We start from the raw sequence: 24,829 nt of genomic DNA, 5'->3' as shown, positions 1-24,829 counted from the left end.
ATGAGTGTCTAGTAACGGTTTCTTTCGACTCCACAACGGTTTTATGTCGGTGTCGGGGTAGACCCGGGGTACCAATGCCTGCAGACCCAGATCGGGTTGCAGAGACGAGCGAGTGCGAGTCGGAGTCACCGTCGGTGAGCGAGCGAGCGGAGACGTCAGCCTCGCGTCGACGGGTGTTGTCGGCGACGGCGGCCGGATCGGTGACCGCTCTCGCCGGCTGTACGGAACTGCTCTCCAGCGGCGGTGGCGGCGATCCGCTGCGCGTCAGCGTCTGGAGCGGGAACTACGCGGACCGGTTCGAAGAGTCGGTCGTCCCCAGATACGAAGACGAGTTCGACGCGGAGATCGAGATCCAGCGCGGCTGGAACGATATTCTCAGCAACATTCAGACGGCACCGGACGACGATCCGCCGTACGACGTGACGATCACGGAGGGGAACTTCTACTACTACGGTCGGCAAGACGACCTCTTCCACGAAATCAGGACGGAGAACGTCCCCAACGCCGACGAACTCATCGATCACTACGCGGAGTTCCGGACCACGGAGTACGGAATGCCGGTCGACGGCGCTCCCTGTACGATCGTCCACCGCGAGGACATGGACTTCGATCCGGACTCCTGGGCCGACCTCTCCTCGACGGCCGTCGAAGAGAGCAACGGTATCGGCGTCGATACCGGCTTCTGGTGGTATCCGATGTACGCCGCCGCAGTCGGGATGGACGACGCGGAACTCGGCGAGGAGATGCACGACGCCGACCTCCACGACGACGTCCTTGAGACGGTCCGCGACTGGCCGATCGAGAGCTGGGCGAGCTCCGGCGAGGACGTCTGGCAGGCCTTCCAGAACGACGTCATCGACGTCGCACAGTGGTACTACGAGCAGACGGCGTACGACATCGACAGCTACGACGGCCTGACCCACACGATGCCGGACGAGACGACCGGCTACCTGAACCACTGGTGCGTCGTCAAGGGCACCGACAAGCGCGACCGGGCCGAGGAGTTCATCAACTTCCTCATGGACGCCGAGGTCCAGACGGCCTGGTCCGAGGAGATGCCCACGCTGTTCTGTAACGAGAACACCGAGTACGCCGGCGACCTGGCCGAGGATCTGCCGAGCAACAGCGAGGAAGCCGAAACCATCGCCTTCCCCGACTGGGAGTTCCTCGCGGATCACCAGGGCGACCTCTCCGACGAGTTCACCGAGATACAGCGGAGCTCCTAACGGGTCGCGATACGATATTCATGTCTGAAATCACGCTTTCCGGACTCGAGAAACGGTACGGCGACGAGCTCGCCGTCGAGGACGTCTCGGTGACGATCGACGACGGCGAACTGCTCTGTCTGCTCGGGCCCAGCGGGAGCGGCAAGTCCACGACGCTGCGGATGCTCGCCGGCCTCGAGACGCCGACCGATGGCGAAATACGCATCGGCGACGAGGACGTGACCGATCGCCCGGCCTACGAACGCACCACCGCGACGGTGTTTCAGGACTGGGCGCTGTTCCCCCACAAGACGGTCCTCGAGAACGTCGCCTTCGGGCTGAAGATGCAGGGCGTCGGGAAAGACGAACGCCGCGAGCGGGCCCGCGAGATGCTCGAGCGCGTCCGAATGGCGGAGTACGCCGACGACGATCCGATGAACCTGAGCGGCGGTCAGAAACAGCGGGTCGCGCTCGCGCGGTCGCTCGCCGTCAACCCTGACGTGTTGTTGCTCGACGAGCCGCTGTCGAACCTCGACAAGCGGCTCAGCGAGGACATGCAGATCGAACTCCGCGAGATCCACGCGGAACTCGAGGAGACGTTCGTCCACGTGACCCACGATCAGGACGAGGCTTTCACCCTCGCCGATCGGATCGGCATCATGGCCGACGGAAACCTCGTCCAGGTCGGCGAACCGAACGAGGTCTACCGGAACCCGAAGAACCGGTTCATCGAGGGCTTCCTCGGCGATACGAACTTCGTCGAGGGCACCGTGAGGCGGACGACGTCGGACTCCGTCCACGTCGACACGGAACTGGGTCGGGAGGTCGTCATCCCGACAGCGAACGGCGACGCGGACGCGCTCACGGACGGCGACTCGGTGACGCTGTCGCTTCGTCCCGAGGTCCTCTCGATCGAACCGGCGGAGTCGGCGGGATCCGAAGCCGAGGAGACGGCCCAGGCCGTTCGCGCCGACGGGAGTACGACGAACTCCGTCGTCGGCACGGTCGAGAACGTGCTCTACCGAGGTTCGACGGTTCGGTACTCCGTCGACGTCGAGGGCACGTCGGTGTTCGCCGAACGCACCGTCTCGGACTCCGGTGAGTTCGACGCCGGCGACGAGATCAGGATTAGCTGGGACGGCGCGGACCTCCTCGTGTTCCGGGACGACGGCTCGAGGGTCGATCTGTAATGATGTCGGGCACGCAATCGTCGCTGCCGGCACCGGTCACTCGGCTCTGGGAGCCGCTCCGAGAGCGATCGCGCTCGAAACGGGCGCTGTTGCTGATGGCCCCGCTGCTGGTATTCGAGTTACTGCTCTTCGTCGCCCCGTTCCTGATCCTGCTCCGGATCAGCCTCATGGAAGGGTCGCCGGACCTCCGGTACGCCGACGGAACGTGGTCGCTGGACGGCTACGTCGAGGTGTTCACTAACGGCGTGTTGCTCGAACCCATCATCTACTCGTTCAAACTGGGGGTGGCCGCCACGGGGATCACGGTCGTGATCGCGCTGTTTTACGCCTACGCGATCTGGCGAGCCGATGGTCCGATCAAATCCCTCCTGCTGTTCTCGGTGATCCTGCCCCTCCTGACGACCCTCGTCATCAAGACGTACGCGTTCCGGCCGCTCCTCTCGCCGAACGGGACGCTCAACGACGTCCTCCTGGCGTTGAATCTGGTCTCGGAGCCGATCCAGTTTGCCCCCGGAACGGTCGGCGTGATCGTCGGTCAGATCTACATCGTCCTCCCCTACGCCGTGCTGGCGATCTACAGCGTTCTGTCGACGATGGACTGGGGACTCGTCGAGGCCGCCCGCGACCTCGGCGCGAGCCGTCCGCGCTCGTTCCTCGAGGTCGTCATCCCGCAGGCGATGCCCGGGATCATCGTCGCGACGGTGATCTCCTTCGCCTGGAGCGTCGGCGCGTACGCCGCGCCGGGGCTCCTCGGCGCTCGAGACCAGGCGTTCGCGATCGAGGTCGAGAAGCGGTTGCTGTCGAATCTCCAGTGGGAGATCGCGACCGCGTACTCGGTCGTCATGCTGGTGTTGATGCTCGCGAGCGTCGCCGTTCTCACCCTCGCGCTCGGCCGCTTCGGAGGTGAGGTCGAGTATGCATAGAGAGACCGTCGAGAACGCCCTGTTTCGCGCGGGCTATCTGGCGATCCTGGCGTTCATGCTGTTGCCGCTCGTCGTGGTCGTCGTGACCTCCTTCGCGGAGTCGGGGAATCTCGTCTTCCCGCCCGAGAACTACTCGCTGGTCCACTATCGCGCGTTCCTCGAGGAGACGCGCTGGCTCTCGGCGTTCGACAACAGCCTCCTCGTCGGCGTCGGGACGACCGTCGTCGCGACGATGCTGGGCGTCACGGCCGCCTTCGGCCACGAACTCGACGACGGCCGAGCCGGACAGCTGCTCGCGCCGCTCGTCCTCGTGCCGCTGCTGATCCCGCCGATTATCCTCGGGATCTCGATGCGCGTCTACTTCGTCAGGGCCGGGATGGACGCCTCCTACCTGAGTATCATCCTCGCACACACGCTGTGGGCGACGCCGCTCGTCTACTTCGTGATGCGGTCGGTGTTCAGCCGGTTCGACTGGCAGTTGCTCGACGCCGCGAAAGACCTCGGTGCGGGACCGATCCAGTCGTTCGTCTACGCCGTCCTCCCGAACGTCAAACACGGGATCTTCGTCGGCGCGCTGCTCGCCTTCATCGTCAGCCTCCAAGAGTTCGTGATGGCGCTGTTCCTCTCAAGTCACAGCACGAAGACCATCCCGGTGGTGGCCTGGGAAGCGCTGCGTCAGTCGCTGGATCCGATGGTGAGCGTCGTCTCGACGTTCCTCATCCTCATCTCGGTGATTGCCATCGTGATCGCGACGATCGCGACGAACCTGGATTGGCTCTCGAAACAGCTCTCCTGATCGGCCGTCGCGGTCCGCTCTTTTTTCGATCGACAGCCGTCACGGCTCAGCAGTAACTCGAGCACTCGTCGCTGCGATGAAGTGACCGCAGCGATCCCGAAACCCGACAGAAACAGTGCAGTGGCCGTCTCGAGCGCTCGCCTCATCGTCGAGGCGAGCGCTCGAGTCACGGGGGAGGGCAGGCCGACCGCGCGGCGCGCAGATCCGCGCGCCGCGCCCCGGATCTCCTGGCGGACTGAAAGGGCGAGGCGTGCCCGCCAGGGCACGCCGAGGGCTTTATAAGAAGCGGAAGGTCTCGAGGTTCTTCGGCGCGAAGGTGCGCATGTCGAAGTCGTGGTAGAGCGCGCTCGAGAGGTCCTGCGTGGACCGCTCGTCGCCGTGAACGCAGAGGACCTTCTCGGGCCGGGGATTCATCGTCTTGACGAAGTTCTCGAGGCCGGCGCGGTCTGCGTGGCCGGAGAAGCCGTCGACGGTTTCGACGTTCATGTTCAGCGAGAGGGTGCCGCGGCCGTCGCCGCCGCCCATGGCACCGACCTCGCTGGTCGGGATCTCGTCCCAGCCGTTCTGGATGCGCCGACCGAGGGTTCCCTGGGCCTGATAGCCGACGAAGACGAGCGACGAGTCCGGATCGGGACCGAGATGACTGAGCCAGGACATGATCGGCCCGCCGGTGACCATCCCGGAGGTCGAGAGGACGATACAGGGTTCGCCGTCGGCGACGTCCTGTCGCTCCTCCTCGCCGCCGTCGATGTGGTTGAACTGCTCGGCGAGGAACGGGTTCTCGTCGTCGTGGAAGATGCGGTCCCGCAGGTCGTCCCGGAGGTACTCGGGATAGGTGGTGTGGATCGCCGTCGCCTCCCAGATCATGCCGTCCAAGTGGACCGGCATCGTGGGGATGTCGCCGCTGCGCATCGCCTCCTCCAAGACGAGCATGATCTCCTGGGACCGGCCGACCGCGAACGCCGGAATGACGACTTTCCCATCCCTCTCGTAGGTCTCCTGAATGACCTCCTTGAGGTTTCGCTCCGAGTCGGCCTGATCGGTCTGGTAGTCGTTGCGACCGCCGTAGGTCGACTCGAGGACGAGCGTCTCGACGCGCGGGAAGTCGTTGACCGCGCCGTTGAACAGGCGGGTGTCGTCGTAGTGGATGTCACCGGAGAAGGCCACGTTGTAGAGGCCGTCGCCGATGTGGAAGTGCGAGACGGCCGAGCCGAGAATGTGGCCGGCGTTGTGGAAGGTGAGTTTGACGTCCGGCGCGATGTCGGTGACGTCACCGTACTCGAGCGGGATGCAGTGTTTGATCGCTTCGCGGACCTGCTCGCTCTCGTAGGGCGGACTCCGGCCTTCCTTGGCCGCAACGTCGAGGTAGTCGAGCGTCAGCAGGCCCATCAGATCCCGCGTCGGCTCGGTACAGTAGATCGGGCCGTCGTAGCCGTACTTGAACAGCAGCGGGATCAGCGCGGAGTGGTCGAGGTGGGCGTGGGTCAGGACGACCGCGTCGATGGTCTGCGGGCCCGCGCCGAGCGCCTCGGGCGCGTGGAGGTACGGCACTTCGCCCTCCGCGCCGGGTTTGTCGCCGCAGTCGATGAGGATCCGCGTCTCGGGGGTCGAGAGGATGAACGACGCGCGCCCGACCTCGCGACAGCAGCCCAGCGTGGTGATGCGGACGTACTCGTCGTCGGACATCTCCTCGCGGTGGATCTGTCGGCCGACCTTCTCTAAGATGTCGCGGCGCTCGTCGCGTTCCTGCTTGAGGAAGCTCCGGACGTTCGAGACGGTCGAGGATTCGATCGGCGGCGTGCGGACGACTTCGGGCGTCCAGCCGACGGTCTTCGTTATTTCGCGGAGCGTGGACCCGTGACGGCCGATGACCATGCCGGGTTTTTCGGCCTCGATGACGACCTCGCCGGTGTCGGCGTGGAAGTCGAGGTCAGTGACGCCAGCGTCCTCGGGGATGACGTTCATGATCTCCTCGCGGGCCTGTTCGGGCCGCGAGAGGACGCTGGGGTCGGGCCGGACGGTGATTCGCTTGCGAAGCTTGCTCGCGAGTTGCCGAATGAGATCGCCCTGCTGGGCGAACTTCTTCGGATCGCGCGTGTAGACCACCAGTTCGGGGCCTTCGTATTTCACCGAGGAGACCGAGATATCGCTCGGTAACTCGCTCGTGATCTGTGCTTTGAGATCGTCGAGTTGCTGCTCTACAGTGCTCATAGGTCGCCAATGTGGCTTGCGTGAACTCGCCGTCCGGGATCGAACGCGGCATCGGGTCGGGGAGAGAGTCTCGGGAACGGAGAACGAAGTTCGGTTTCGCGAGGGGTGCCGAACGGCGTCCGTCGCGTCGGAACCGACTGCGAGCGTCGCCGCCCGCGCGGGTCAACGTCGCTCGTCTTCCGTCTCGTCTCCCGATTCATCGTATCCTACTCCGTACCTGACGAACACGCTCCCGGATCGGTTATCCTGGTCCGTGCGGGACAATTCCAGGGAGAACCCGCTTACTCGACGCTATTCTTTGCGTGGTATAAAAGCCTTCGCAAAAATCAGGGCCGTGGGGGTGATACCTGTCAGTACGGTATGTACGTTACCCCTACCCGAGTCCGCGAGGAGCGCGATTGGATCGCGAACCGAGCCAATACGGTCGTTCCCCTCGTCAACGACGTTCGGGCCGATCTCGGCGACGCCTTCGGCACCGATGTCGACGCGATCACCGAGTCACAGTATCGCGAGGAAGTCGACACCGTCTTCGCCGACGGCGATCTGGCGGTCAACGTCGCCGCGATGGTCGCGATCCTCAGAGAACTCGACGTCGAGGGCGATTATCCGGGGTTCGTCGTCGACGAACTCCTCGGGCGCGAACTGGCCGCGACGATTGCCGGCCCGCAGCCGCTGCGGACGCTCGGCGAAGCGACCTTTCACTACGCCGACCTTCGCGTCCACGGCGACGAAGACGAAAACGCCGGCGTCGACGACTGCGAGGCGGCCCTCGCCGCCGGCTTCCAAGAGCGGCTGCCGGGCTGGAACTGGACCGAACGAGAGAGTCCGTTCGCCCTCGAGCGGTGAGCGGTCACCGATGGGGACGGCCGGAAGACGGCAGTCACTCTCGCCTCAGCTGTCCGTCTCGTTCCCCGAAGTCGATTCGTTCCCGGCGTCCGTTTCGTTCGCGGCACCGGACTCGTTCGTCTCGCCGTCTGCCCCTGCTTGCTGCTGTTGCTCGAGTAGCGACTGTTGCTGTTCGAGCTGTTGTGCCCGCTGTTGTTGCTGTCGGACGAGCGAATCGTACTCCTCGCCGGGATAGATCGCCCCGACGGCACCCTCGCGAAGCGATTGCAGGATCGCCTCGTCGGAGCCGGAGACGAGGAAGAGCCCGTACGCAGTCTCCGACTTTTCGATCGTGAGCTTCGCGGAAACCGATTCCTCGAAGTCGGTTGCAGCCGCTTCGACTAACTCGCGCTGTCGTCTCTGGTACTCCAGTTGCGCCTCCTGCCGACTGAGATTGCCGCTCTCGACGTCCGCTTGGATCTCCTCCCCGAGACTCGAGACCTCCTTCTCGGCCGGTCTCACTTGGAGCGTGACCGCGTTAGTCGCGTCGCCCGACGAGTCCGATTGGCCGATCGATTCGAGCTGGGAGCAGCCGGCCAGCGACGCGGTCGCACCGGCACCGGTAAGCGCGAGGAAGCTCCGACGGGTCAGAAGGTTCGACATTGTCTCTGACACGCGGGGATGAGGGAAAATATACCTTCTGCGTTGGGTCCAGCGTCCGGTCGCAGTCGGCCGATCGGACGCGAAATCCGCCCGACAGCGGGCACCTTTTATCCGTTCCCCCACTACCACGGTCCAGTGACGGATTCAGAGGATGGGACGCGAACGGAAACCCTCCAGGAGCCGACGCTACCGGCCGCTCGCGACGTCGTCGCCCGCGGGATCGATCGCGGCGCGATCGTGACCGTCTACGGTCGCTGCACCGTCGACTACGAGGGTCGGGCCTCGAGCCGCCTCGAGGCGGGCGATCGCCACGTCATGCTCAAGCCCGACGGCGCGGCGCTGGTCCACACCGACGAGGGCCAGCAGCCGGTCAACTGGCAGCCGCCGGGCTGTGACCACGACGTCTCCTGCGAGGACGGCGCGCTCGTCCTCGACAGTGTCCGATCGACGCCGGACGAGCGGCTCCGCGTCAGGTTCCGGGAGGTGCTGCAGGTCTCGGCGTTCTCCGGGTCCGACGAGAACGAACTCGCCCTCGTCGGCACCGAGGAGGACCTCCGCCAGCGGATCCTCGAGAACCCTTCCCTGCTCGAGACCGACTTCACGCCGCTGGCGACCGAGCGCGACACGCCCGCGGGTGCGGTCGACATCTACGGCGAGGATTCGGCCGGCCGGGCGGTCGTAGTCGAACTAAAGCGTCGTCGGGTCGGGCCCGACGCGGTGAGTCAGCTCCGGCGCTACGTCGACGCCCTCGAGCGCGACCTCCACGCTGACGCTGCCGTTCGCGGGATCCTAGTCGCCCCCTCGGTGACCGACCGCGCGGGCCGGCTCCTGACCGAACACGGCCTCGAGTTCGTCTCGCTCGAGCCCCCGGCCGAGTGAACGGCCTCGAGACCCTCCGAGGAAAATCGGGGTCAGGTATCTGCGTCTTCCCCCTCGGCGAGCAGCGCCTCCATGACCTTTCGCTGAGCCGTTCGAAGGTGTTGGGAGAAGGTCGCCGGCGAGATGTCTAGCATCTCCGCGACGTCTTCGCCGCTCTGTTCTCGCGGCCAGTCGAAAAAGCCGGCGCTGTAGGCCGTCTCGAGCGTCCGGCGCTGTTTCTCGGTCAGCGACTCGAGCACGCGGGTCTGGAATTCCTCGACGGTCCGATCCTCGACCCGGCGGGTTCGCTGGGCGAGTACCTCGAGGTCGGGATACGCGTTCTGGATCGCGTCGATCGCCCCGCGGACGTCGACGTCGGGGGGGAACTCGGCGGTACAATAGAGTTCGCCGTCGTCGATCCGAACCGATCGGAGCCGACCGCCCCGGTCCGCGAACAGCCGTGTCAGCGGCGGATCGCGGATGGTGACCTCGAACAGGTACGCGTCGTCGGTCGGCGTGATCGCGGAGACGTCGGTGACGCCGTCGACGGTCGCGATGTCGTCTTCGAACTCGTCGGGATCGATCCCGTCGACCGAGAGGAAGTGGACGAACGCGTCCCCGTCGGCGGGTACCACTCGTTCGATCCGGATCGTACAGTCGCGACCGGCGGACGCGTCGACGAGCGGTGACTCGACGTCGGTCGTCCGGAACTGCAGTTCCCGGACGACGTCGCTCAGGAGCGTCTTTTCCCGCTGGCGAGCGCTGATCGCGTGACCGATGATCTCGCCGAGTCCCGCGAGGATCTCCCGTTCGTAGCCGTCGAACGCGTCCTCTCGTTCGGTGTAGACGTTGAGGACGCCGTAGGTGGAGTCACCGTGTTCGATCGGGATCGCGGCGCTGGATCGATACCCCCGTTCGATCGCCGGCTCGCGCCACGGTTCGTAGTCGGGATCCGTCAGGATATCCGTCTGAATCTGTAACTCACCGGTCCGGATCGCTTCGCCCGTCGGCCCCTGGCCGGTGTCGCTCTCGTCGACCGTGATGGTAACCGATTCGAGATAGCCGTCCTCGACGCCGGCGGTCGCTCGCGGCTCAACCGTCTTCGAGCCCCGATCGATCCCGCCGATCCAGGCGAACCGATAGGAGTCCGTCTCCGCGAGCCGTTCGCAGACCCGCTGTTCCATCTCCTCGCGCGAGGAGAGCTCGATCACCGACTGGGTGATGTCTTCCTGCACTCGATAGAGCTGGTTGATGGCCGCGAGCTGCTCTCGCTGGTACTCGAGTTGGCGTTTTCGGGCCTTTCGCTCGGTCGTGTCCCGGACCACGCCGGCAGTTCCGCGGAACCCGTCGGTGTCGCGGTCGTCGGTCTCTTCACCGGAATCGCCGTCGGCCGGCGGTAGCGTCGTGAACCTGACCTCTGCAGGGAACGTCTCGCCGTCGGACTGCCGGATCCGCGTTTCCATCGTCGCGACGTCGCGACTCCCGGCCGCCAGTTCGGATCGGAGTCGCTCGACGTTACTCATCGCCTCGTCATCGATCACCGAGATGTGCGTTCCGAGCAGTTCCTCGCGGTTCCGTCCCGTCATCGAAACCAGCGCATCGTTGACCAGCCGGAAGCAGTAGGACTCGTCGAGGACGTACGCGCCATCGGGGATCGTCTCGAGGACCGTCTCGTAGCGCTCGAGTTCCTGTTTGCGCTGCTCACGCTCAGTGACGTCCATGATGAACCCCTCGAGAGCGACCAGGTCGTCGTCAGCTCGATGATCGCTTTCGACACTACCGAGGTCACTGTCCATCGATGTGGCCGACGAATCCACGGCTCGATCGCCCCCGTCGGCCGTCGCGTAGACGGCCGATCCCCGTTCTTCGACCCATCTTCGGCTGCCGCTCTGCGTTCGAATCCGGTAGGTCACCCTGAAGCGATCGTCCCGTTCGAGCTGCCAGCGGATCGACTCGAGGGCGTCCACGCGGTCGTCGGGATGGACGATATCGTCCCCCCACGAGACGTCGCCGCCGACGATCCGGTCCGGATCGTAGCCGACCAACGGCTCGCAGTCGCCGCGAAGGACCGTCATCGCCCAGTCGGATTTGGGTCGACACCGGTAGACGATCCCCGGCAGATTACCGATAAGCGTCGTCAGCTGCCGTTCCCGCTCCTCGAGTTCGGTCTCGGTTCGGTGGTGCGTGACGACGTTCTCGATTCGGTTCGCCAGCACGTCGGGCCGTTCGGCCGCCAGTTCGGTCGGAACGTACTCCGTGACGCCGACCGAGATCGCCTCGCTCGCGATCTCCTCGCTCCCGTCGTCCACGTAGAGGAGGACGGGGATATCGGGCCGTCGCTCGCGGACGGTCGACACCAACGAAATCCCGTCGGTGTCCGGCAGTTCGTAGGCGCTGACGACGCAGTCGAGTCGCTCACTCTCGTCGAGCGCCTCGAGCGCCGCGGCGCTCGTCGCGGCCGTCCTGACGTCGATCGGTTCGTCGTCGGGAAGGCCGGAGACGACGGTCTCGAGGGTCGAACTATCACCAACGAGGAGCGGACGGGCCGGGCCCTCGGTCATCGTGTCTCGTCTGTTCGACGAATTCTCCGACTATCAGTAAGCGTTTTTCCTAACGATAGCCGAACTGACTATTCCGTCGGGTACGTTCCCTCGAGATGCGTCCGCTCGAGGACGTGTCCTTCCGCCGCCGACTCGAGGTCGTCCGCGCTCGCGTCGGGTCCGAGGTCGAGCGTCGTATCCAGGGCGAACAGTTTAAATCGGTAGGTATGTTCCCTGTCCGGCGGGTTCGGACCGCCGTAGCCGTGGTCGCCGTAGTCGTTCGTTCCCTCGGTCGCGTCGTCGGCGTCCCAGTCCTCCGGAATCGTCGTCGTCCCCGGCGGAACGTTCCAGACGATCCAGTGGTCCCAGACCTTGCCGGCGGGCTCTCTCGCGTCGGGGTCGTCGACGACCAGCGCGAGCGATTCGGCGTCGTCCGGAACGCCGTCGATCTCGAGGGGCGGATTGACGTTCGTTTCCGTGTAGCCGTACTCCTCGGGGATCCGTTCCCCGTCGTCGAACTCGGGGCTCTCGAGTGTCAGGTCTCCCATGTCGATCACCGCCTCCGCGCGGGTCAGCGGATCGGACTTCGCCCGCCAGATAGAATAAACTTGCAGGCGGTACGGACCCCGCGTCGACGAGACGGGGAGCGGTCGGCTACCGACGACCCACGAAGATGACGATTCCGAGGACCAAGAGCCCGATCCCCCACCACAGCGAATCGCCCGGGAGAAAGGCGAGCAACAGCGTAACGATCCCCGACGTGATGAGCGACCAGCCGATCGTCGATCGATATGTCATATCACTATATGGTGGGCGCGATAGTTGTACGTTGTGCCGGTCCTCGCAGCCCGACCGTCCGCCCGCCCACTCTTACGGTTCGGCGGTCGAAACCGCTAGTCGACTATGGAGAGTGCCCTGACGCTCCGACGATACCGACCGAACGACGGTCCGCGCGTCCGAGAACTCCACGAGACGGCCATGCGAGACGCCGACGCCTACGTCGAAGACGTTCCCGGCGACCTCGAGACCGTCACCGAGACGATTCTCGAGGCCGGCGGCGAATTTCTCGTCGGCGAAGTCGACGATCAAATCGTCGCGATGGGCGCGTTTCGACCGATCGACGAGACCGATTCCGTCGCGACGTTCGTTCCCGATCGGCCGGAGTCGACGGTCGAGCTGACGCGGCTGCGCGTCGACCCCGACTATCACCGACGGGGATACGGCCGACGGACGTACGAGGAACTCGAGCGACGCGCTCGGTCGCGAGACGCGACCCAGATCGTACTCGACACGATGGCGAAACAGACCCCGGCGCGTCGACTGTACGAGTCGGTCGGGTTCGAGGAGGTGCACCGCGAACGGATCGAGGCGTTCGACGATCCCTTCGAACTGGTCATCTATCGGAAATCGCTGACCGACAGCGACGCGTGACGGCCGTCACTCCTCGAGCGAGCGCTTCAGCCGATCGAGTTCCGTCAGCGCCTCGACGGGCGTGAGGTGGGCGAGATCGAGCGCGCGGAGTTCGGCGGCGACGTCAGCGGGAATATCGCCCCCGTCCGCCGTCGCGGTCCCAGTCGCCTCCGTCTCGTGGGTCGGAGCGGTACTCGAGTCGGTGTCGACGTTCGTCGCTTCCTCGTCGATCGACTCGAGCCCCTCGTCGTCCGCGTCCGCGACCAGCTCCCGCGACCGCTCGACCACGGACTCGGGAACGCCGGCGGCGGTCGCCACCTCGACGCCGTAGGAGCCCGTCGCCGCGCCGGCGGCGATCTCGTGGTGGAAGACCACCTCGTCGTCTTCTTGGTCGACCTCGAAGTGCAGCGTGAACGCGGCCGCGAGGTCGTCCGCGAGGTCGGTCAGCGGGTGGTGATGCGTGGCGAAGAGAGTCGTTGCGCCGACCCGATCGTGGAGGTGTTCGGTGATCGCCTGCGCGATGGCCATCCCGTCGGCCGTCGAGGTGCCCCGGCCCACTTCGTCGAGCAAGACCAGCGAGTGCTCGTCGGCCTCCTGCAGGATGGTCGCGAGTTCGTCCATCTCGACCATGAACGTCGAGCGCCCGCCAGCGATGTCGTCGCTGGCACCGACGCGGGTGAAGATTCGGTCGACGGGCGTGATTCGGGCGGCGCTGGCCGGAACGAAGCTGCCGACCTGTGCTAACAGAACGATCTGGGCGACCTGCCGCATGTAGGTCGACTTACCGGACATATTCGGTCCCGTAATCACCGCCAGCCGCCGATCGCTCGCGAAGCGGGCGTCGTTCGGGACGAACGACTCCTGGGTGCGCTCGACGACGGGGTGGCGTCCCCCCTCGATCTCGAGGGTCTGACTCCCGTCTCGCTCGAGGATCTCGGGCCGACAGTAGTCGTACTGGGCGGCGGCCGTCGCCAGCGAGACGAGCGCGTCCAGCGTCGCGAGCGCCTCGGCGAGTCCCTGGACGCGCTCGACCTCGTCGCCGATCTCGCGGCGCACGTCGCGGAAGAGTTCGTACTCGCGCTCGTCGGCGCGCTCTTCCGCGCCGACGATCTCGTCCTCGCGCTCCTTGAGTTCCGGCGTGACGAACCGTTCGGAGTTCTTCAGCGTCTGGCGGCGCTGATAGTCCTCGGGCACCGACTCGAGGTTCGGGTTCGTCACCTCGATGTAGTAGCCGTGGACCGAGTTGTAGCCGACCTTGAGCGAACCGATCCCGGTCCGCTCGCGCTCTCGCTCTTCGAGCTCGTCGATCCACTGCTTGCCGTCTCGAGCCGTCCGACGCAGGGTATCGAGGTCCTCGTCGTAGTCCTCGGCGATGATCCCGCCCTCGGTGATCTCGATCGGCGGGTCCGAGACGATCGCGTCGTCGAGCAGCTCGCGGACGTCTACCAGCGGATCGAGATCGTCGTGCAGCCGCTCGAGCCGGTCGCAGTCGGCGTCGGCGAGTTCCTCGCGGACGTCGGGCACCACGGCGAGGGTGTCCCGCAGCGACCGCAGGTCCCGCGCGTTCGCTCGCTCGCGGGAGATCCGCCCGATCAGTCGCTCGAGGTCGTAGACGTCCCGCAGGTGCTCGTGCAGTCGTTCGCGCGTCCGGACCGCGCTCGTGAGTTCCTCGACGGCGTCCAGCCGCGCCTCGATGCGATCGGGCTCGAGTAGCGGCCGCCGGAGCCAGTCGCGGAGCTTCCGCCCGCCGAGCGCGCTGGCGGTCTCGTCGAGGACGCCGACGAGCGTCGCGTCGTCCCGCCCGTCGACGGCCCGGGGCTCGAACAGCTCGAGGCTCCGCAGGGCGACGGCGTCCAACAGGAGGTACTCCCGGGGATCGTACCGCGTGAGATGGGTGAGATACTCGAGGTGAGCGTCGTCGCTCGTGGCCTCGTCTTCGCTGGCGTCGTCGGCGTCCGTCTCACCGCGCTCGCCCTCGTGTGCCCCGCCGCGGACGTACTCCGCGTAGGAGAGCAGCGCGCCGCAGGCCCGAATCTCGGCGTCGCTCGCCAGCAGGGCGTCGGGGTTTCGGAAGTACCTCGAGAGCTTCTCGCCGGCTCGCTCACGGTCGAACACCGCCTCGTCGTACGGCGTGACCATGCAGTCCGCCGGAAGGAGATCGTCGGGCGCGGCCGGCCCGACGACGGCCTCCGCGGGCGCGAACCGGCTCACTTCGTCGGCGATTGACTCCCGTGAGGTCGAACTCGTCGCGAGGAAATCGCCCGTGGAGACGTCGAGCAGGGCCAGCGCGAGCGGCGCGTCCTCGCCGGGAGACGCATCGCCGCGGGCGACCGCCGCTACGAAGTTGTTGTCGTCGCTCGCGAGCAGTTCGTCCTCGGTGAGCGTCCCGGGCGTGATCACGCGCGTGACCGCCCGTTCGACCACCCCAGACGTCTCGCCGGGCTCCTCGACCTGATCGGCCACCGCGACCCGGTAGCCGGCCTCGAGCAGTTCCTCGATGTACGACTCGGCGTTGTCGATCGGGATGCCGGCCATCGGGTACTCGCCGGTGCTGTCCTCGCGGCTGGTCAGCGCGATCTCGAGCAGCCGCGCGGTGCGCTCGGCCGCGCCACAGAACGTCTCGTAGAAGTCCCCCACCTGAAAGAGCACGATCGCGTCGTCGTAGCGCGCACAGAGGTCGTGATACTGCGCCATCATGGGCGTCAGCTCGTCGCGTTTCTCGGCCATCGCCTCCGGAGGGCCAAGCGCCGAATCCATACCCGAATTCGGCCGCCCGACGCTCAAATACCTTGCTGGATCCGCCCCACCGGCGGCTCGAGACCCCGTCTATCGGATTCTCGTACTGTCACGAACGGGAAAACGTATTACGATCGACCGCACATAATCGTCCGACCGGTATGAAACGGGATTCGTCGATCGTGACGCGTGTGCTCGCGTGTCTCGTCGTCACCGCGGTGCTCGCCGGCGTCGTCGCGAGCGGCGCGGCCGCGGTCTCGAGCGACGACTCGACGCTGACGAGTTCGGCCACGCTCTCGACCAACGACTCCCACCTCGAGAGCGACGAGACGACGCTCGAGAACGGGACCGACAGTACGACCGACACTGTCGAGAATACCACCGATACCACGACCGACACCGGCGAGGACACGACTGACACTGGCGAGGACACGACGGACGACACAACCGATACCGTCGACGACACCACCGATAGCACCGCGGATAGCGTCGAGGAGACGGCCGATTCCGACGATGACACCTCCGACAATACGACCGAGACCGTCGACGACACGACCAACACGACCGAGACGGTCGGAAACACCGCCGACAGCACGACCGACACCGTCGAGAACGAGACGTCCGATTCGGACGGCTCCGACGGTGTGATCGATGCGACGGGCACTGAGACGTCCGAAACGGCCCACGATACCGTCAGCGAAACGGGCGACGCCGTCGATACGACGGTCGACGAAACGGGAGACGCGGTCGACGCGACGGCCGACCGAACGGAAGATGCGGTCGACGCGGCGGTCAACGGGACGGAACCGGCCGTCGAGACGACCGCCAACGAGACGGGGGTCGACGCCGCTCTCGAGGCCGAGGCCGGGACGGAAACACAGGACTCGAGCGCCGACGACACCGGCGTGAGCGACGACGAATCGACGGCCGACAACGCGAGCGCCGAGAGCGAGGGCGACGGAGCCGACTCGTCCGCGGTGCCCGGAACTGCCGAGACGGCGACCGACGCCGTGCTGGTCGGACTGTTAGGAGCGGTCACCGCCTCCGGCGCGGCGGCGGGCGGTGCCAGCGCGTCCGGGACCGCCGGGGGCGCGAGCACCGCGACGGCCGGCTGGCTGAGCCAACTCCGTAACGCGGACTCCCTCCGGCGGGCGGGAACGGACCTCTGGAAGCTCTTCCCCCTCTTCCGGTACAGCCAGTACGACGATTCCGACCCGCTCGAGCACGACCGCCGCCGGGCGATCTACGAGACGATCGCGGACGAGCCCGGCTGTTACCTCTCGCAGGTCAGCGACCGGGCCGATATCCCCCTCTCGACGGTTCGATACCACGTCCGGATCCTGGAAGACGAGGATATGGTGACGCCGATCAAACTCAACGGGAAGCGTCGGTACTTCCTCGAGACCGAGGGCGCCGAACTGCAGGCCGCTCTCGCGGAACCGGCCAAACGCGAGGTGCTCGAGACGCTGGCCGACCTCGAGCGAGCACCCAATGGCCGACTGGCCGAGGCGCTCGATCGGGATCCCAGTACGGTCTCGCACCACCTCTCCGCGCTCGAGGACGACGAGCTGGTCGTGCGCGAAAAGGACGGCCGCTCGATCGTCAACGAACTGCCGCCCCGAGTCGAAGCGGCACTGGTCGACGACCCCGAACCGGACGCCGACCCGCGAGCGGTGCCGGCCGACGACTGAGCGCCGTCGGTCGTCGTGTGCAGTCTCGAGCCAGTTTTCACTCCGAGTTCGAATCGGCCGTCTCGAAGTACAGCGCCGCGTGGTTCGCACAGCCGGGATTGAACGGGGCGTCGCAGGCCGGACAGCGGTAGTCACACTCGAGGTAGTCGGGGACGGTGAGTACAGTGTCACAGACGCCGCACAGCACGGACGGCTCGTCGAACCGGGCTCGAGGCCACGGGACGGCCTCGTGGTCCGCCGTTTCCTCGTGGCAGCGATAACAGGGGTAGTAGTCCTCGCAGCAGGCGAATTTGAACGCGACGACGTCGCGGTCGGTGTCGTAGTGGGCACACCGGGTTTCCGGACCGACGTCGACGCCGCGAACTTGGTGCTCCGACATAGCCGTTCGAATCGACGTCACGACCGGTCATGCCTTCGACGTTGCGATCGGCGAATCAGGAGGGGAGAACCGAACCGGAACCGGTTGCAGTGAGCGATGCGGTGACAGTGTCGACGCGGTGACAGTGTCGACGCGGTGACAGTGTCGACGCGGTGACAGCGTCACCACTCGAGCCTCGGGCGAGCGGCATCTCGGCCCCGGCTCGAACCGGCGCTCGAGCGCGACTTCGTTACTCGAACTCGGTGGTGTCGCCGCGGCGGTAGCGGTCGAGTCGGCGGTAGCCGTGGACGGTCGCCTCGGTGTCGAGTTCGATTTCGTAGCGGCCGATGATGTCTTGCGTGTCGGGGACGGCGCGGCGTTCGACGACCTCGACGACGGCGCGCCAGCCGTCGTCGGTCGGCGAGATCTCGCTGACGCCGTCGAACTCGTGACCGATGAGTTGGCCGGCGGTCGACTGGACGGTCTGTCGGATCGCTAGAATGCCCGCGATTTCGTCCTGCTCGATGTCGACGTCCTTCTCGACCTCGTCGGGATCGGTCACCTCCTCCGCGGTCATGGTCGTCGTCCCGCGCGACTGCGGCTGGTCGACCTCGTCCTCGGCCTGTTCGTCGGCCTGTTCTTCCTCTTGGGCTGTCTGACTGTCGCTCACTGTTGGATCACTCTCGTCGTGTTGGTAGCAGAAGCCGTCGTCTCGGGCCGGCCGTGAGCAGCGCTCGCCGTCCGCGGTGAGAGCCTTGCACTGCTCCTGTGATTGCGTGTCGGCTTCGGCCATTGGTCTGGATTCGGTTCGGTCGTGGGTCGTCCCGGTGGGATCGCCTCCGTGTGGTTAAACCGTTTCGTTGATCTGCGATCGCAGATCGTCGATGTCGCCGCCGTCTTCGCCGGCGATCTTCGGGGCGAGCACGTCCGTGAAGACGTTCGTCACCATCTCGTCGTCGAACTCGCCGTCCTCCTCGGAGTCGGCGTGGCCGTCGAAGACTGTCAGTCCCTTCGCGGCGGTGATCGCCGCGCGCGTGCCGACGACGATCTCGAGTTCGTCGCGGAGCGCCCGCGTCGTCTCGACGACGGACGCGATGTCGTCCGCGGAGAGGTCGACGTGTGCGTCGACGATTTCACGTTCGGTCTCCGCGTCGTAGTAGTCGACGTGGACGCCGATGAACCGGTCGAGCAGCGCGTCCTGTTGCTCGTGGACGCCGGCGTACTCCACGTCGTTCGACGTGAAGATCGCCCGAAATTCGGGGTGGACGTCGATCGTCCGATCCTCGCCGCGCTTGCCCGGTCGCTCGAGGACGCCCTCCTCGAAGACCGAGAGGAGCACGTTGTGGGCGGCGGGATCGCTGCGCGAGAACTCGTTGTAGACGAGCGTCGCGCCCTCTCGGACTGCGACCGACAGCGGGTTGTCGACCCAGCGTTCGCGGACGATCTCGGTCTTCTTGCTGACCCCGCTGACGAACTGGTCGTTCTCCTCGTAGCGTTCGCCGCCGGCGTGGGAGCCGACGAGCGCGGCGGTGTCGATCGCTTCGTCACCGTTGAGCCAGACGACCGGCCGGTCGCGTTCGGCAGCGGCCGACAGCGCGAGGGCCGTCTTCCCACAGCCCGTCGGCCCGATCAGGTGCACCGGCTGATCCGCTTCGAGCCAGCCGTTGATCCGGCCCCGAAGCGATTCGACGGCGTCCGTCTCGACGAACGGCTCGGGGACGATGTCCGCCGGATCGGAGAGAGGACTGTCGCCGTTTCGGTCGCCGTCGCTCGGTGCCCTTCGCGCGAGCTTTTTCTTCGCTCTGCGACCCTCCTTCTGCTCGCGATCGGCTGTGATCTTCCTGCCACGGACCTTGCGCTTGCGCGAAGTCTCGTCGGCCATTGGGAGTTACTGCGAGGTCGACTTCGGTGACGATTCGGGACGCGGCTCGACCTCGAGTTCCTCGAGTTCGTCGAGGTCGCCCTCCGCCGTGGCCTGCTCAATTTTCGCGATCTCCTCCGCGTAGTGCAGGAAGGTGTCGACCGAGGCGACGACGACGCGGGCTTCGATCGTCAGCAACTCGATTCCGACGACCGAGATTCGCGCCCAGACGTCGATGACGACGCCCTTGTCGAGGACGCGGTCGAGTACTTCTGCCAGGCTCGAGGAATTCGGTGTTCGTTGTGCCATAGACACTCCTGTTTGAGCGTCTGCTCGTAACACGGCTCGCGCTGCTATTGCAAGCAGAGCGGGCCGCGACCGTCGTTACTGCCGTCAGGGGAGCGTTACGGCACAAACGAGACGACGGGCTGCGACTGCAAGCACTACGATAACCCGCCGGCGCGACCAATCGTCTGTGACGATACTCGAGTGCGCTCCGGCGGCCAGCGTCGGTCGTTGAGAGCACCGTTATCGACACTCATGTCATTCAGCCGCCCCATCATCGCTCGAGACGACGAATTACGCACGCGTTTATCGACCCGTGGGTCTCGGCTACGGATTCGTAACGGGCGGCGACTAATGAGTGCGAGGGAGGTACGACCACGTCATGACTATCCAGCGGGTGATTCCCGATGAGTAACCGGTACGTCTACGGCGTCGTCGAGTCCGACACCGTCGAGTTCGAGACCGAGGCCGTCGCCGGTGCCGAGCGCGTCTACACGATCTCCCATCGGCGGCTCGGTGCCGTCGTCTCCGATATCGACACGACCGACCCCGAGGAGACCGACGAGGACGCCCAGATCCACGACGAGGTCCTCCGGGAGATCATGGAGTACGACGGCGGAACGACGATCGTTCCCATGCAGTTCGGCATGGCCTTCGAGGGCGACCGAGAGCTGAAGAACGTCCTGCGCGGGGCGCGACCGGCGTTCCGACGCGCGATGAACGACATCGAGGGGAAGATCGAACTCGGCCTCAAACTCGTTCGCGAGGAAGACGCCGAGATCGACCGGGAGGCGCTCGAGGCCGAGGTCGCGGACCGCTTCGACCCGATCGCCGCACAGTCCGTCGAGAACGACCTGTTCAGCGATCGACTCGTGCTCAACCGCTCGTATCTCGTCGACGAGGACGAGCGCGAGGCGTTCGACGAGGCGGTCGCCGACTTCGAGGACGAGCACGACGACCTCATGGTCCAGTACACCGGGCCGTTCGCCCCCTACAGCTTCGTCGACGTGAAAATCGGAGCCCAACAGTAACCATGTTCATCCTCGATGACCTCCTGTTTCGGCCGTTCGTCGGCATCGTCGACGCGCTTCACTCGATCGCGCTCGACGAGATGTACGACGTGGAGGCGATCGAGGACGAACTCAAAGAGAACCAGCTGCTGTACGAACTCGGCGAGCGCTCCGAGTCGGAGTACCGGCGCCGCAAGGAAGAACTCGAGGCGGAGCTCGAGACCGCCCGCGAGGTTCACGAACGGCTCTCGAGCGGCCGCGTAGAGGTGAAACGATAATGAGCGACAGTGCCCCGCACGACGACCGCGACGAATCGGACGATGACCACAGCACCGACGATCGGTTCACCGACGAGAGCGACCACTGGCTCTCGAGCCTGCTGTCCGCGTTGGAATCGCTCGAGAGCGGTCCGACGTCGACCTCGGGACGGCGACGGAGCGATCGGTCGGTCTTCGATTACGACATCTCGATCCGATCGGTCGACGATCTCGCGGACGACTCGCCGCTCGATCGGGAGCGGTTCGGCGGCGACGGGTCGCAGGGCAGGGACGGCGATCGATCGCGGAAGCGCCGCGTCCGATCGTCGGGGCCCTCGAGCGAACACAACGTGGCGACCCGAACCTACGACGACGAACTGATCGTCACCGTCGACGTCGCCGGTGCCGATCCGGACGAGGTCACGGTCGGCTTCGACGACTCGATGCTCGTCATCGCCGTCGAGGGATCCGAACTGGATCGCATCGAGGCCCCCTGGCAGGAGCCGGACTCGAGAGCGACGATCAAGAACGGGGTGCTCACCGTCCGGCTCTCCCCCGATCCCGCGGGGGGTGGGGATAGCGACGCGCCGGAGGAGAACGAATGAGCGACGCCGAGTCCGAAGACGCGTTCGAAACGCTGCTCGAGGACGCGACCGAGAGCCTCGGCCGGCTCGAGGAGACGCTGGGCGACAGCGAGGCGATCGACGACCTCAACGACGACACCCTCGAGACGGTCGTCGGCGACCTCGACAACCTCGTGCGGGTCGCCGAAGAGGTCGGCGAACTGCTCGAGGCGATGGATCTGAGCGAACTGCCGGACGCGATCGACGGGGACGAACTCCTCGACGCGATCGAACTCGGCGAGATCCCAGACGTGCTGACGGACGAGGACCACGGCGTCACCGAACTGGTCGACTTCACGGAACTGTTCGACGCGATCGACCTGCTGAACGCCTGGAACGCCGCGGATCTGACCGACCTCTGGGAGAACAAACGCGAACTGGACGACGCCCTGGACGCCCTCGAGGACGGCGACGACGCCGGGATGATCGAAGACGCGGTGTCGGACGTCGCGAACGGCGACGACGGTGACGGCGACGGACTGCTCGGAGACGACGAGGACGGCGTTCTCGACACCGGGATGGACGCCGGCTCCGCGGCGAAGGAAGCGCTGGGCGACATCGACGTCGCCGAGGACCCCGAGGCCTACCAGGCCGCCATCCAGCAGCAGGCGATGCGGGGGATCGATTCGTTCCGGGCGGCGCTGCTCGAGACCCACGAGAAGTTCGAGCGACTCTACGAGTTCAACCGCGAGAAGATGCGTCGGCAGGACACGAGTACGAACTCGCGGAACCCGACGGCGGCGGCGACGATGCCCACCGAGCGGAACGACCTCGGCGGCGGCGCCCGCTACTCGACGGTGCCACAGAGCGTGAAGCTCTCGACGGCACCCACGCGGAAGCGGATCTACGGCCGGCGGTTCGAGATCGAACGAGAACGACAGCGGCGGAACGAACGACAGCGGAGGCAGAACGACGACACGACGACGGAACAGCGTCAACGGCGGACCGACGACGACGCGACAGCGGAAGAGCGACAGCGGCGAACCGACGACACCGAGACCCGGAGGAACACCAATGACTGACCCACCACTGCAGCGACCGACCGGCTGTGCGGTGCGAACGACCGACCCGCGGCCGCCCCTCGTCGGAGGTGATCGCGATGCCCGATGACTTCCAGCCCAGCCGCCAGAAGGCCGACCTCGCCGAGGTCGTCGAGATGCTGCTGGACAAGGGGATCGTCATCAACGCCGACATCGCCGTCTCGATCGGCGACACCCAACTGCTTGGCGTCCAGGTCCGAGCCGCAATTGCCTCCTTCGAGACGGCGGCCAAGTACGGCCTCGAGTTCCCCGAGGGGACGGACATGCGCCGCGTCGCCGAGGCGGCCGGCGAGCCCGAACTCGCGGAGATGGACCGGCCGAACCCGGTGATCGATCCCACGCGCGGCGTCAACGCCACCGCGGACGAGGACGCGGACGGCGGGGAACGGACCGACGGCGAAAGCGACGGCGATAGCGGCGAGTCGAGCGAGAGCGAGCTGGCCGTCGGCGACGAGGAACTGGTGAGCGAACGCCTCGGTGCCAGACCGAACCCGGAACGGCCGACCAGCGGCGGGTTCGACCTGCTCAGCGACGACTCGGAGTCGAGCGCGGATTCGAGCGGCGACTCGGACGCGGCCTCGAGCGAGGACGAGACGGAATCGAGCGACGAGGAATCCGCGGCGGACGAGGCCGCGCCGGAAGCAGAGCCAGCGGCGGACTCGGAGGGTGACGAGTCGTGACGGCGATCGACGTCGGCGACGGCGAGGACGCGCGCGACGGGCTGATGACGCTGGTCATCGCCGTCGTCGAGATCCTGATCGAGGCCCTCGAGCGGGAGGCAGTCCGCCGCATGGAGTCGGGGAACCTCTCGGACGAGGAGATCGAACGGCTGGGCAATCAGCTCGCGACGATCGAGGCCGAGATCGAACGGCTCAAACGAGACGAGGGGATCGAGGACGGCGTCGACGATCTCCGGGGCGATCTGGACGGGCTGGTCAACGACGCGATCGAACAGCTCCACGGCGAGCCGACGGCCACGAACGAGCCGGGCTACTCCGTGTTCGGGGGTGAGGACGCGTGAGCGAAAACGAGTCAGATGCTCCCGCCGAGCGCCTCGAGGACCTCGACGAGCAGTCGACCGGTGAGGCGGGCGAGACGCCGGACATCGACGAGGGGCGGTACCTCTACTGTATCGTCCCGGCCGACGAGGACGCCGACCTCGAGATAGCCGGCGTCGACGGCGAACCCGTCTCGGTCGTCGTCGAGGACGGCATCGGTGCGGTCGTTCACGCCTGCGACGGCATCTACGACTCGGCGGATCTCGCCCAGATCAGGCGCTGGCTCGTCCGCCACCAGACGGTCGTCGACGAGGCGGGCCAGGCCTTCGGGACGCCGATCCCGTTCCAGTTCGACACGATCCTCCGGGGCGACGACGACGGCGTCCGCGAGTGGCTCCGCGAGGAATCCGACACCCTCGAGCGGGCCCTCTCCGGACTCGCCGACCACTGGGAGTACCGCGTCGAGGTCGTCGAGGTCGACCCGATCAGCGACGAGGCGCTGATCGAGCGCGACGAGCGGCTGCGCGAACTCGACGAGCAGATCGACGACTCCGGGGAGGGGACGGCCTTCCTACTCGAGAAGCGATTCGACCAGCGACTGCGGGAGCTCCGGGCCGCCCGCCGAGAGTCGCTCACCGCCGACCTTGAGGAGCGACTGGCCGCCGAAGCGCGGGAAGTCCACGCCCTCGAGCGATCGCCGAGCGCGAAACTCTCCGACGACGTGGCGGGCGGTTCGGACTCGAGCGACGACGCAGAGACCGACGACGGCGAGACCCTCTGCCGGCTCACGCTGTTGGCTCACGAGGACGACGAGGAGGCGATCGGGTCGATCCTCGACGACGTGGCGGCGAACGAGGGGCTCGAGGTCAGGTTCACCGGCCCGTGGCCGCCGTACACCTTCGCGCCGGAGCTGGGCGGTGACGGCGACGGAAACGAATCAGCGACCGATCACGCGAACCCACGACCATGAGGCCGCGAAAGGACGACGAGGGGCTCGTCGACGTCCTCGACGTGTTGCTCAGGGACGGCGCGGTCCTGCGCGCGGACGTGATCGTCTCGGTCGCGGACATCCCGTTGGTGGGTATCAAGCTCACGGCGGCGATCGCCGGGATGGAAACGATGAACGAGTACGGCCTCTTCGAAGAGTGGGACGCCCACCGCCGGAAGGCGGCCGCCGGACGCCGCCTGTACCACGACTCCGAACCGGACTCGGAGCCCGCGGAACTGAGCGAAATCGGCGTCGGCAGTTCGCACGAGGACCGACCGGATCGGGAGGAAACGGAGGAGTGACGGCGCGATTCGCGCTCGAGGAGAGAGCAAGGCCGAGAAACGAGACGCGCTCCGGGAAC

At 66.2% G+C, this 24,829-nt stretch carries 26 protein-coding genes; 16 read left to right on the top strand and 10 right to left on the bottom strand.

Features of this window, described 5'->3' with window-relative positions; all coding sequences use genetic code 11:
- Positions 1 to 74: 74 nt before the first annotated feature.
- The 4 genes from LDH66_RS02080 to LDH66_RS02065 are packed head-to-tail and all read left to right on the top strand — an operon-like array spanning position 75 to position 4,114.
- Entirely contained in the window at positions 75 to 1,226 is a 1,152-nt protein-coding gene (locus LDH66_RS02080) for an ABC transporter substrate-binding protein (RefSeq protein WP_226479426.1), read from the top strand.
- A 20-nt stretch (positions 1,227 to 1,246) separates the two neighbouring features.
- Positions 1,247 to 2,395, top strand: a complete 1,149-nt coding sequence (locus tag LDH66_RS02075) for an ABC transporter ATP-binding protein (protein WP_226479425.1) — start codon at positions 1,247 to 1,249, stop codon at positions 2,393 to 2,395.
- 2 nt (positions 2,396 to 2,397) lie between these two features.
- Positions 2,398 to 3,318, top strand: a complete 921-nt coding sequence (locus LDH66_RS02070; RefSeq protein WP_226480934.1) for an ABC transporter permease — start codon at positions 2,398 to 2,400, stop codon at positions 3,316 to 3,318.
- A complete protein-coding gene (locus tag LDH66_RS02065) occupies positions 3,311 to 4,114 on the top strand; it encodes an ABC transporter permease (protein WP_226479424.1) in 804 nt (267 codons plus the stop codon). Before LDH66_RS02070 ends, LDH66_RS02065 begins: the two co-directional genes overlap by 8 nt.
- 276 nt (positions 4,115 to 4,390) lie before the next feature.
- Here the strand turns inward: LDH66_RS02065 and LDH66_RS02060 are convergent, their stop codons facing one another.
- Complete coding sequence (locus tag LDH66_RS02060) at positions 4,391 to 6,325, bottom strand: beta-CASP ribonuclease aCPSF1 (protein WP_226479423.1); 1,935 nt, start codon at positions 6,323 to 6,325, stop codon at positions 4,391 to 4,393.
- Positions 6,326 to 6,685: 360 nt separating this feature from the next.
- Between LDH66_RS02060 and LDH66_RS02055 the strand changes: the two genes are divergently transcribed.
- On the top strand, positions 6,686 to 7,171 hold the full coding sequence (locus LDH66_RS02055; RefSeq protein ID WP_226479422.1) for a DUF7984 family protein: 486 nt from the start codon (positions 6,686 to 6,688) through the stop codon (positions 7,169 to 7,171).
- Positions 7,172 to 7,216: 45 nt separating this feature from the next.
- On the opposite strand, the gene LDH66_RS02050 is transcribed toward LDH66_RS02055, so the two are convergent.
- Positions 7,217 to 7,813 carry a hypothetical protein gene (locus LDH66_RS02050; RefSeq protein ID WP_226479421.1) on the bottom strand — a complete coding sequence of 199 codons (597 nt, stop codon included), beginning with the start codon at positions 7,811 to 7,813 and terminating at the stop codon, positions 7,217 to 7,219.
- A 135-nt stretch (positions 7,814 to 7,948) separates the two neighbouring features.
- Between LDH66_RS02050 and nucS the strand changes: the two genes are divergently transcribed.
- Complete coding sequence (gene nucS / locus LDH66_RS02045) at positions 7,949 to 8,692, top strand: endonuclease NucS (protein WP_226479420.1); 744 nt, start codon at positions 7,949 to 7,951, stop codon at positions 8,690 to 8,692.
- Between the two features lie 32 nt (positions 8,693 to 8,724).
- On the opposite strand, the gene LDH66_RS02040 is transcribed toward nucS, so the two are convergent.
- The 3 genes from LDH66_RS02040 to LDH66_RS02030 form a co-directional block, all read right to left on the bottom strand.
- A complete protein-coding gene (locus LDH66_RS02040) occupies positions 8,725 to 11,232 on the bottom strand; it encodes a bacterio-opsin activator domain-containing protein (protein WP_226479419.1) in 2,508 nt (835 codons plus the stop codon).
- 68 nt (positions 11,233 to 11,300) lie between these two features.
- Positions 11,301 to 11,759 carry a YbhB/YbcL family Raf kinase inhibitor-like protein gene (locus LDH66_RS02035; RefSeq protein WP_226479418.1) on the bottom strand — a complete coding sequence of 153 codons (459 nt, stop codon included), beginning with the start codon at positions 11,757 to 11,759 and terminating at the stop codon, positions 11,301 to 11,303.
- A 106-nt stretch (positions 11,760 to 11,865) separates the two neighbouring features.
- On the bottom strand, positions 11,866 to 12,009 hold the full coding sequence (locus LDH66_RS02030; RefSeq protein WP_226479417.1) for a hypothetical protein: 144 nt from the start codon (positions 12,007 to 12,009) through the stop codon (positions 11,866 to 11,868).
- 105 nt (positions 12,010 to 12,114) lie between these two features.
- On the opposite strand from LDH66_RS02030, the gene LDH66_RS02025 reads away from it, so the two are divergent.
- Positions 12,115 to 12,642 (top strand): GNAT family N-acetyltransferase, encoded by a 528-nt coding sequence (locus LDH66_RS02025; protein WP_226479416.1) that lies wholly within the window; start codon positions 12,115 to 12,117, stop codon positions 12,640 to 12,642.
- 6 nt (positions 12,643 to 12,648) lie between these two features.
- Here the strand turns inward: LDH66_RS02025 and mutS are convergent, their stop codons facing one another.
- The gene (gene mutS / locus LDH66_RS02020; protein ID WP_226479415.1) at positions 12,649 to 15,378 is read right to left on the bottom strand and encodes a DNA mismatch repair protein MutS; all 2,730 of its coding nucleotides are present in this window, start codon (positions 15,376 to 15,378) and stop codon (positions 12,649 to 12,651) included.
- Positions 15,379 to 15,518: 140 nt separating this feature from the next.
- On the opposite strand from mutS, the gene LDH66_RS02015 reads away from it, so the two are divergent.
- A complete protein-coding gene (locus LDH66_RS02015) occupies positions 15,519 to 17,048 on the top strand; it encodes a helix-turn-helix domain-containing protein (protein WP_226479414.1) in 1,530 nt (509 codons plus the stop codon).
- Positions 17,049 to 17,085: 37 nt separating this feature from the next.
- On the opposite strand, the gene LDH66_RS02010 is transcribed toward LDH66_RS02015, so the two are convergent.
- The 4 genes from LDH66_RS02010 to gvpA all read right to left on the bottom strand — a co-directional run bounded on the left by LDH66_RS02010 (position 17,086) and on the right by gvpA (position 19,576).
- Positions 17,086 to 17,427: a CHY zinc finger protein gene (locus tag LDH66_RS02010; RefSeq protein ID WP_226479413.1), complete on the bottom strand. Its 342-nt coding sequence runs from the start codon at positions 17,425 to 17,427 to the stop codon at positions 17,086 to 17,088.
- Between the two features lie 229 nt (positions 17,428 to 17,656).
- Positions 17,657 to 18,199 (bottom strand): gas vesicle protein GvpO, halophile-type, encoded by a 543-nt coding sequence (gvpO, locus tag LDH66_RS02005; protein WP_226479412.1) that lies wholly within the window; start codon positions 18,197 to 18,199, stop codon positions 17,657 to 17,659.
- 54 nt (positions 18,200 to 18,253) lie between these two features.
- Positions 18,254 to 19,288 carry a gas vesicle protein GvpN gene (gene gvpN / locus LDH66_RS02000; RefSeq protein ID WP_226479411.1) on the bottom strand — a complete coding sequence of 345 codons (1,035 nt, stop codon included), beginning with the start codon at positions 19,286 to 19,288 and terminating at the stop codon, positions 18,254 to 18,256.
- A 6-nt stretch (positions 19,289 to 19,294) separates the two neighbouring features.
- Positions 19,295 to 19,576, bottom strand: coding sequence for a gas vesicle protein GvpA (gene gvpA / locus LDH66_RS01995; RefSeq protein WP_264182115.1), 282 nt, complete (start codon positions 19,574 to 19,576; stop codon positions 19,295 to 19,297).
- A gap of 383 nt (positions 19,577 to 19,959) precedes the next feature.
- Between gvpA and LDH66_RS01990 the strand changes: the two genes are divergently transcribed.
- The 8 genes from LDH66_RS01990 (at position 19,960) to gvpM (ending at position 24,770) form a co-directional block, all read left to right on the top strand.
- Positions 19,960 to 20,583 (top strand): GvpL/GvpF family gas vesicle protein, encoded by a 624-nt coding sequence (locus tag LDH66_RS01990; protein ID WP_226479409.1) that lies wholly within the window; start codon positions 19,960 to 19,962, stop codon positions 20,581 to 20,583.
- 2 nt (positions 20,584 to 20,585) lie between these two features.
- Positions 20,586 to 20,840: a gas vesicle protein GvpF gene (gvpF, locus tag LDH66_RS01985; protein WP_226479408.1), complete on the top strand. Its 255-nt coding sequence runs from the start codon at positions 20,586 to 20,588 to the stop codon at positions 20,838 to 20,840.
- Complete coding sequence (locus tag LDH66_RS01980) at positions 20,840 to 21,424, top strand: Hsp20/alpha crystallin family protein (RefSeq protein WP_226479407.1); 585 nt, start codon at positions 20,840 to 20,842, stop codon at positions 21,422 to 21,424. Before gvpF ends, LDH66_RS01980 begins: the two co-directional genes overlap by 1 nt.
- A complete protein-coding gene (locus tag LDH66_RS01975; protein WP_226479406.1) occupies positions 21,421 to 22,464 on the top strand; it encodes a hypothetical protein in 1,044 nt (347 codons plus the stop codon). The genes LDH66_RS01980 and LDH66_RS01975 overlap by 4 nt, the downstream gene beginning before the upstream one ends.
- 77 nt (positions 22,465 to 22,541) lie before the next feature.
- Positions 22,542 to 23,162, top strand: a complete 621-nt coding sequence (gvpJ, locus tag LDH66_RS01970; RefSeq protein ID WP_226479405.1) for a gas vesicle protein GvpJ — start codon at positions 22,542 to 22,544, stop codon at positions 23,160 to 23,162.
- Complete coding sequence (locus LDH66_RS01965) at positions 23,159 to 23,503, top strand: gas vesicle protein K (protein WP_226479404.1); 345 nt, start codon at positions 23,159 to 23,161, stop codon at positions 23,501 to 23,503. Before gvpJ ends, LDH66_RS01965 begins: the two co-directional genes overlap by 4 nt.
- Complete coding sequence (gene gvpL, locus LDH66_RS01960) at positions 23,500 to 24,450, top strand: gas vesicle protein GvpL (RefSeq protein ID WP_226479403.1); 951 nt, start codon at positions 23,500 to 23,502, stop codon at positions 24,448 to 24,450. The genes LDH66_RS01965 and gvpL overlap by 4 nt, the downstream gene beginning before the upstream one ends.
- On the top strand, positions 24,447 to 24,770 hold the full coding sequence (gvpM, locus tag LDH66_RS01955) for a gas vesicle protein GvpM (protein ID WP_226479402.1): 324 nt from the start codon (positions 24,447 to 24,449) through the stop codon (positions 24,768 to 24,770). Before gvpL ends, gvpM begins: the two co-directional genes overlap by 4 nt.
- Positions 24,771 to 24,829: the final 59 nt, after the last annotated feature.

The sequence above is a fragment of the Natrinema amylolyticum genome (genome assembly GCF_020515625.1).
GTDB classification, from domain to species: domain Archaea; phylum Halobacteriota; class Halobacteria; order Halobacteriales; family Natrialbaceae; genus Natrinema; species Natrinema amylolyticum.
Note: the sequence above shows the minus strand (reverse complement) of the source record. Positions and strands in the feature narration are given on the sequence as shown.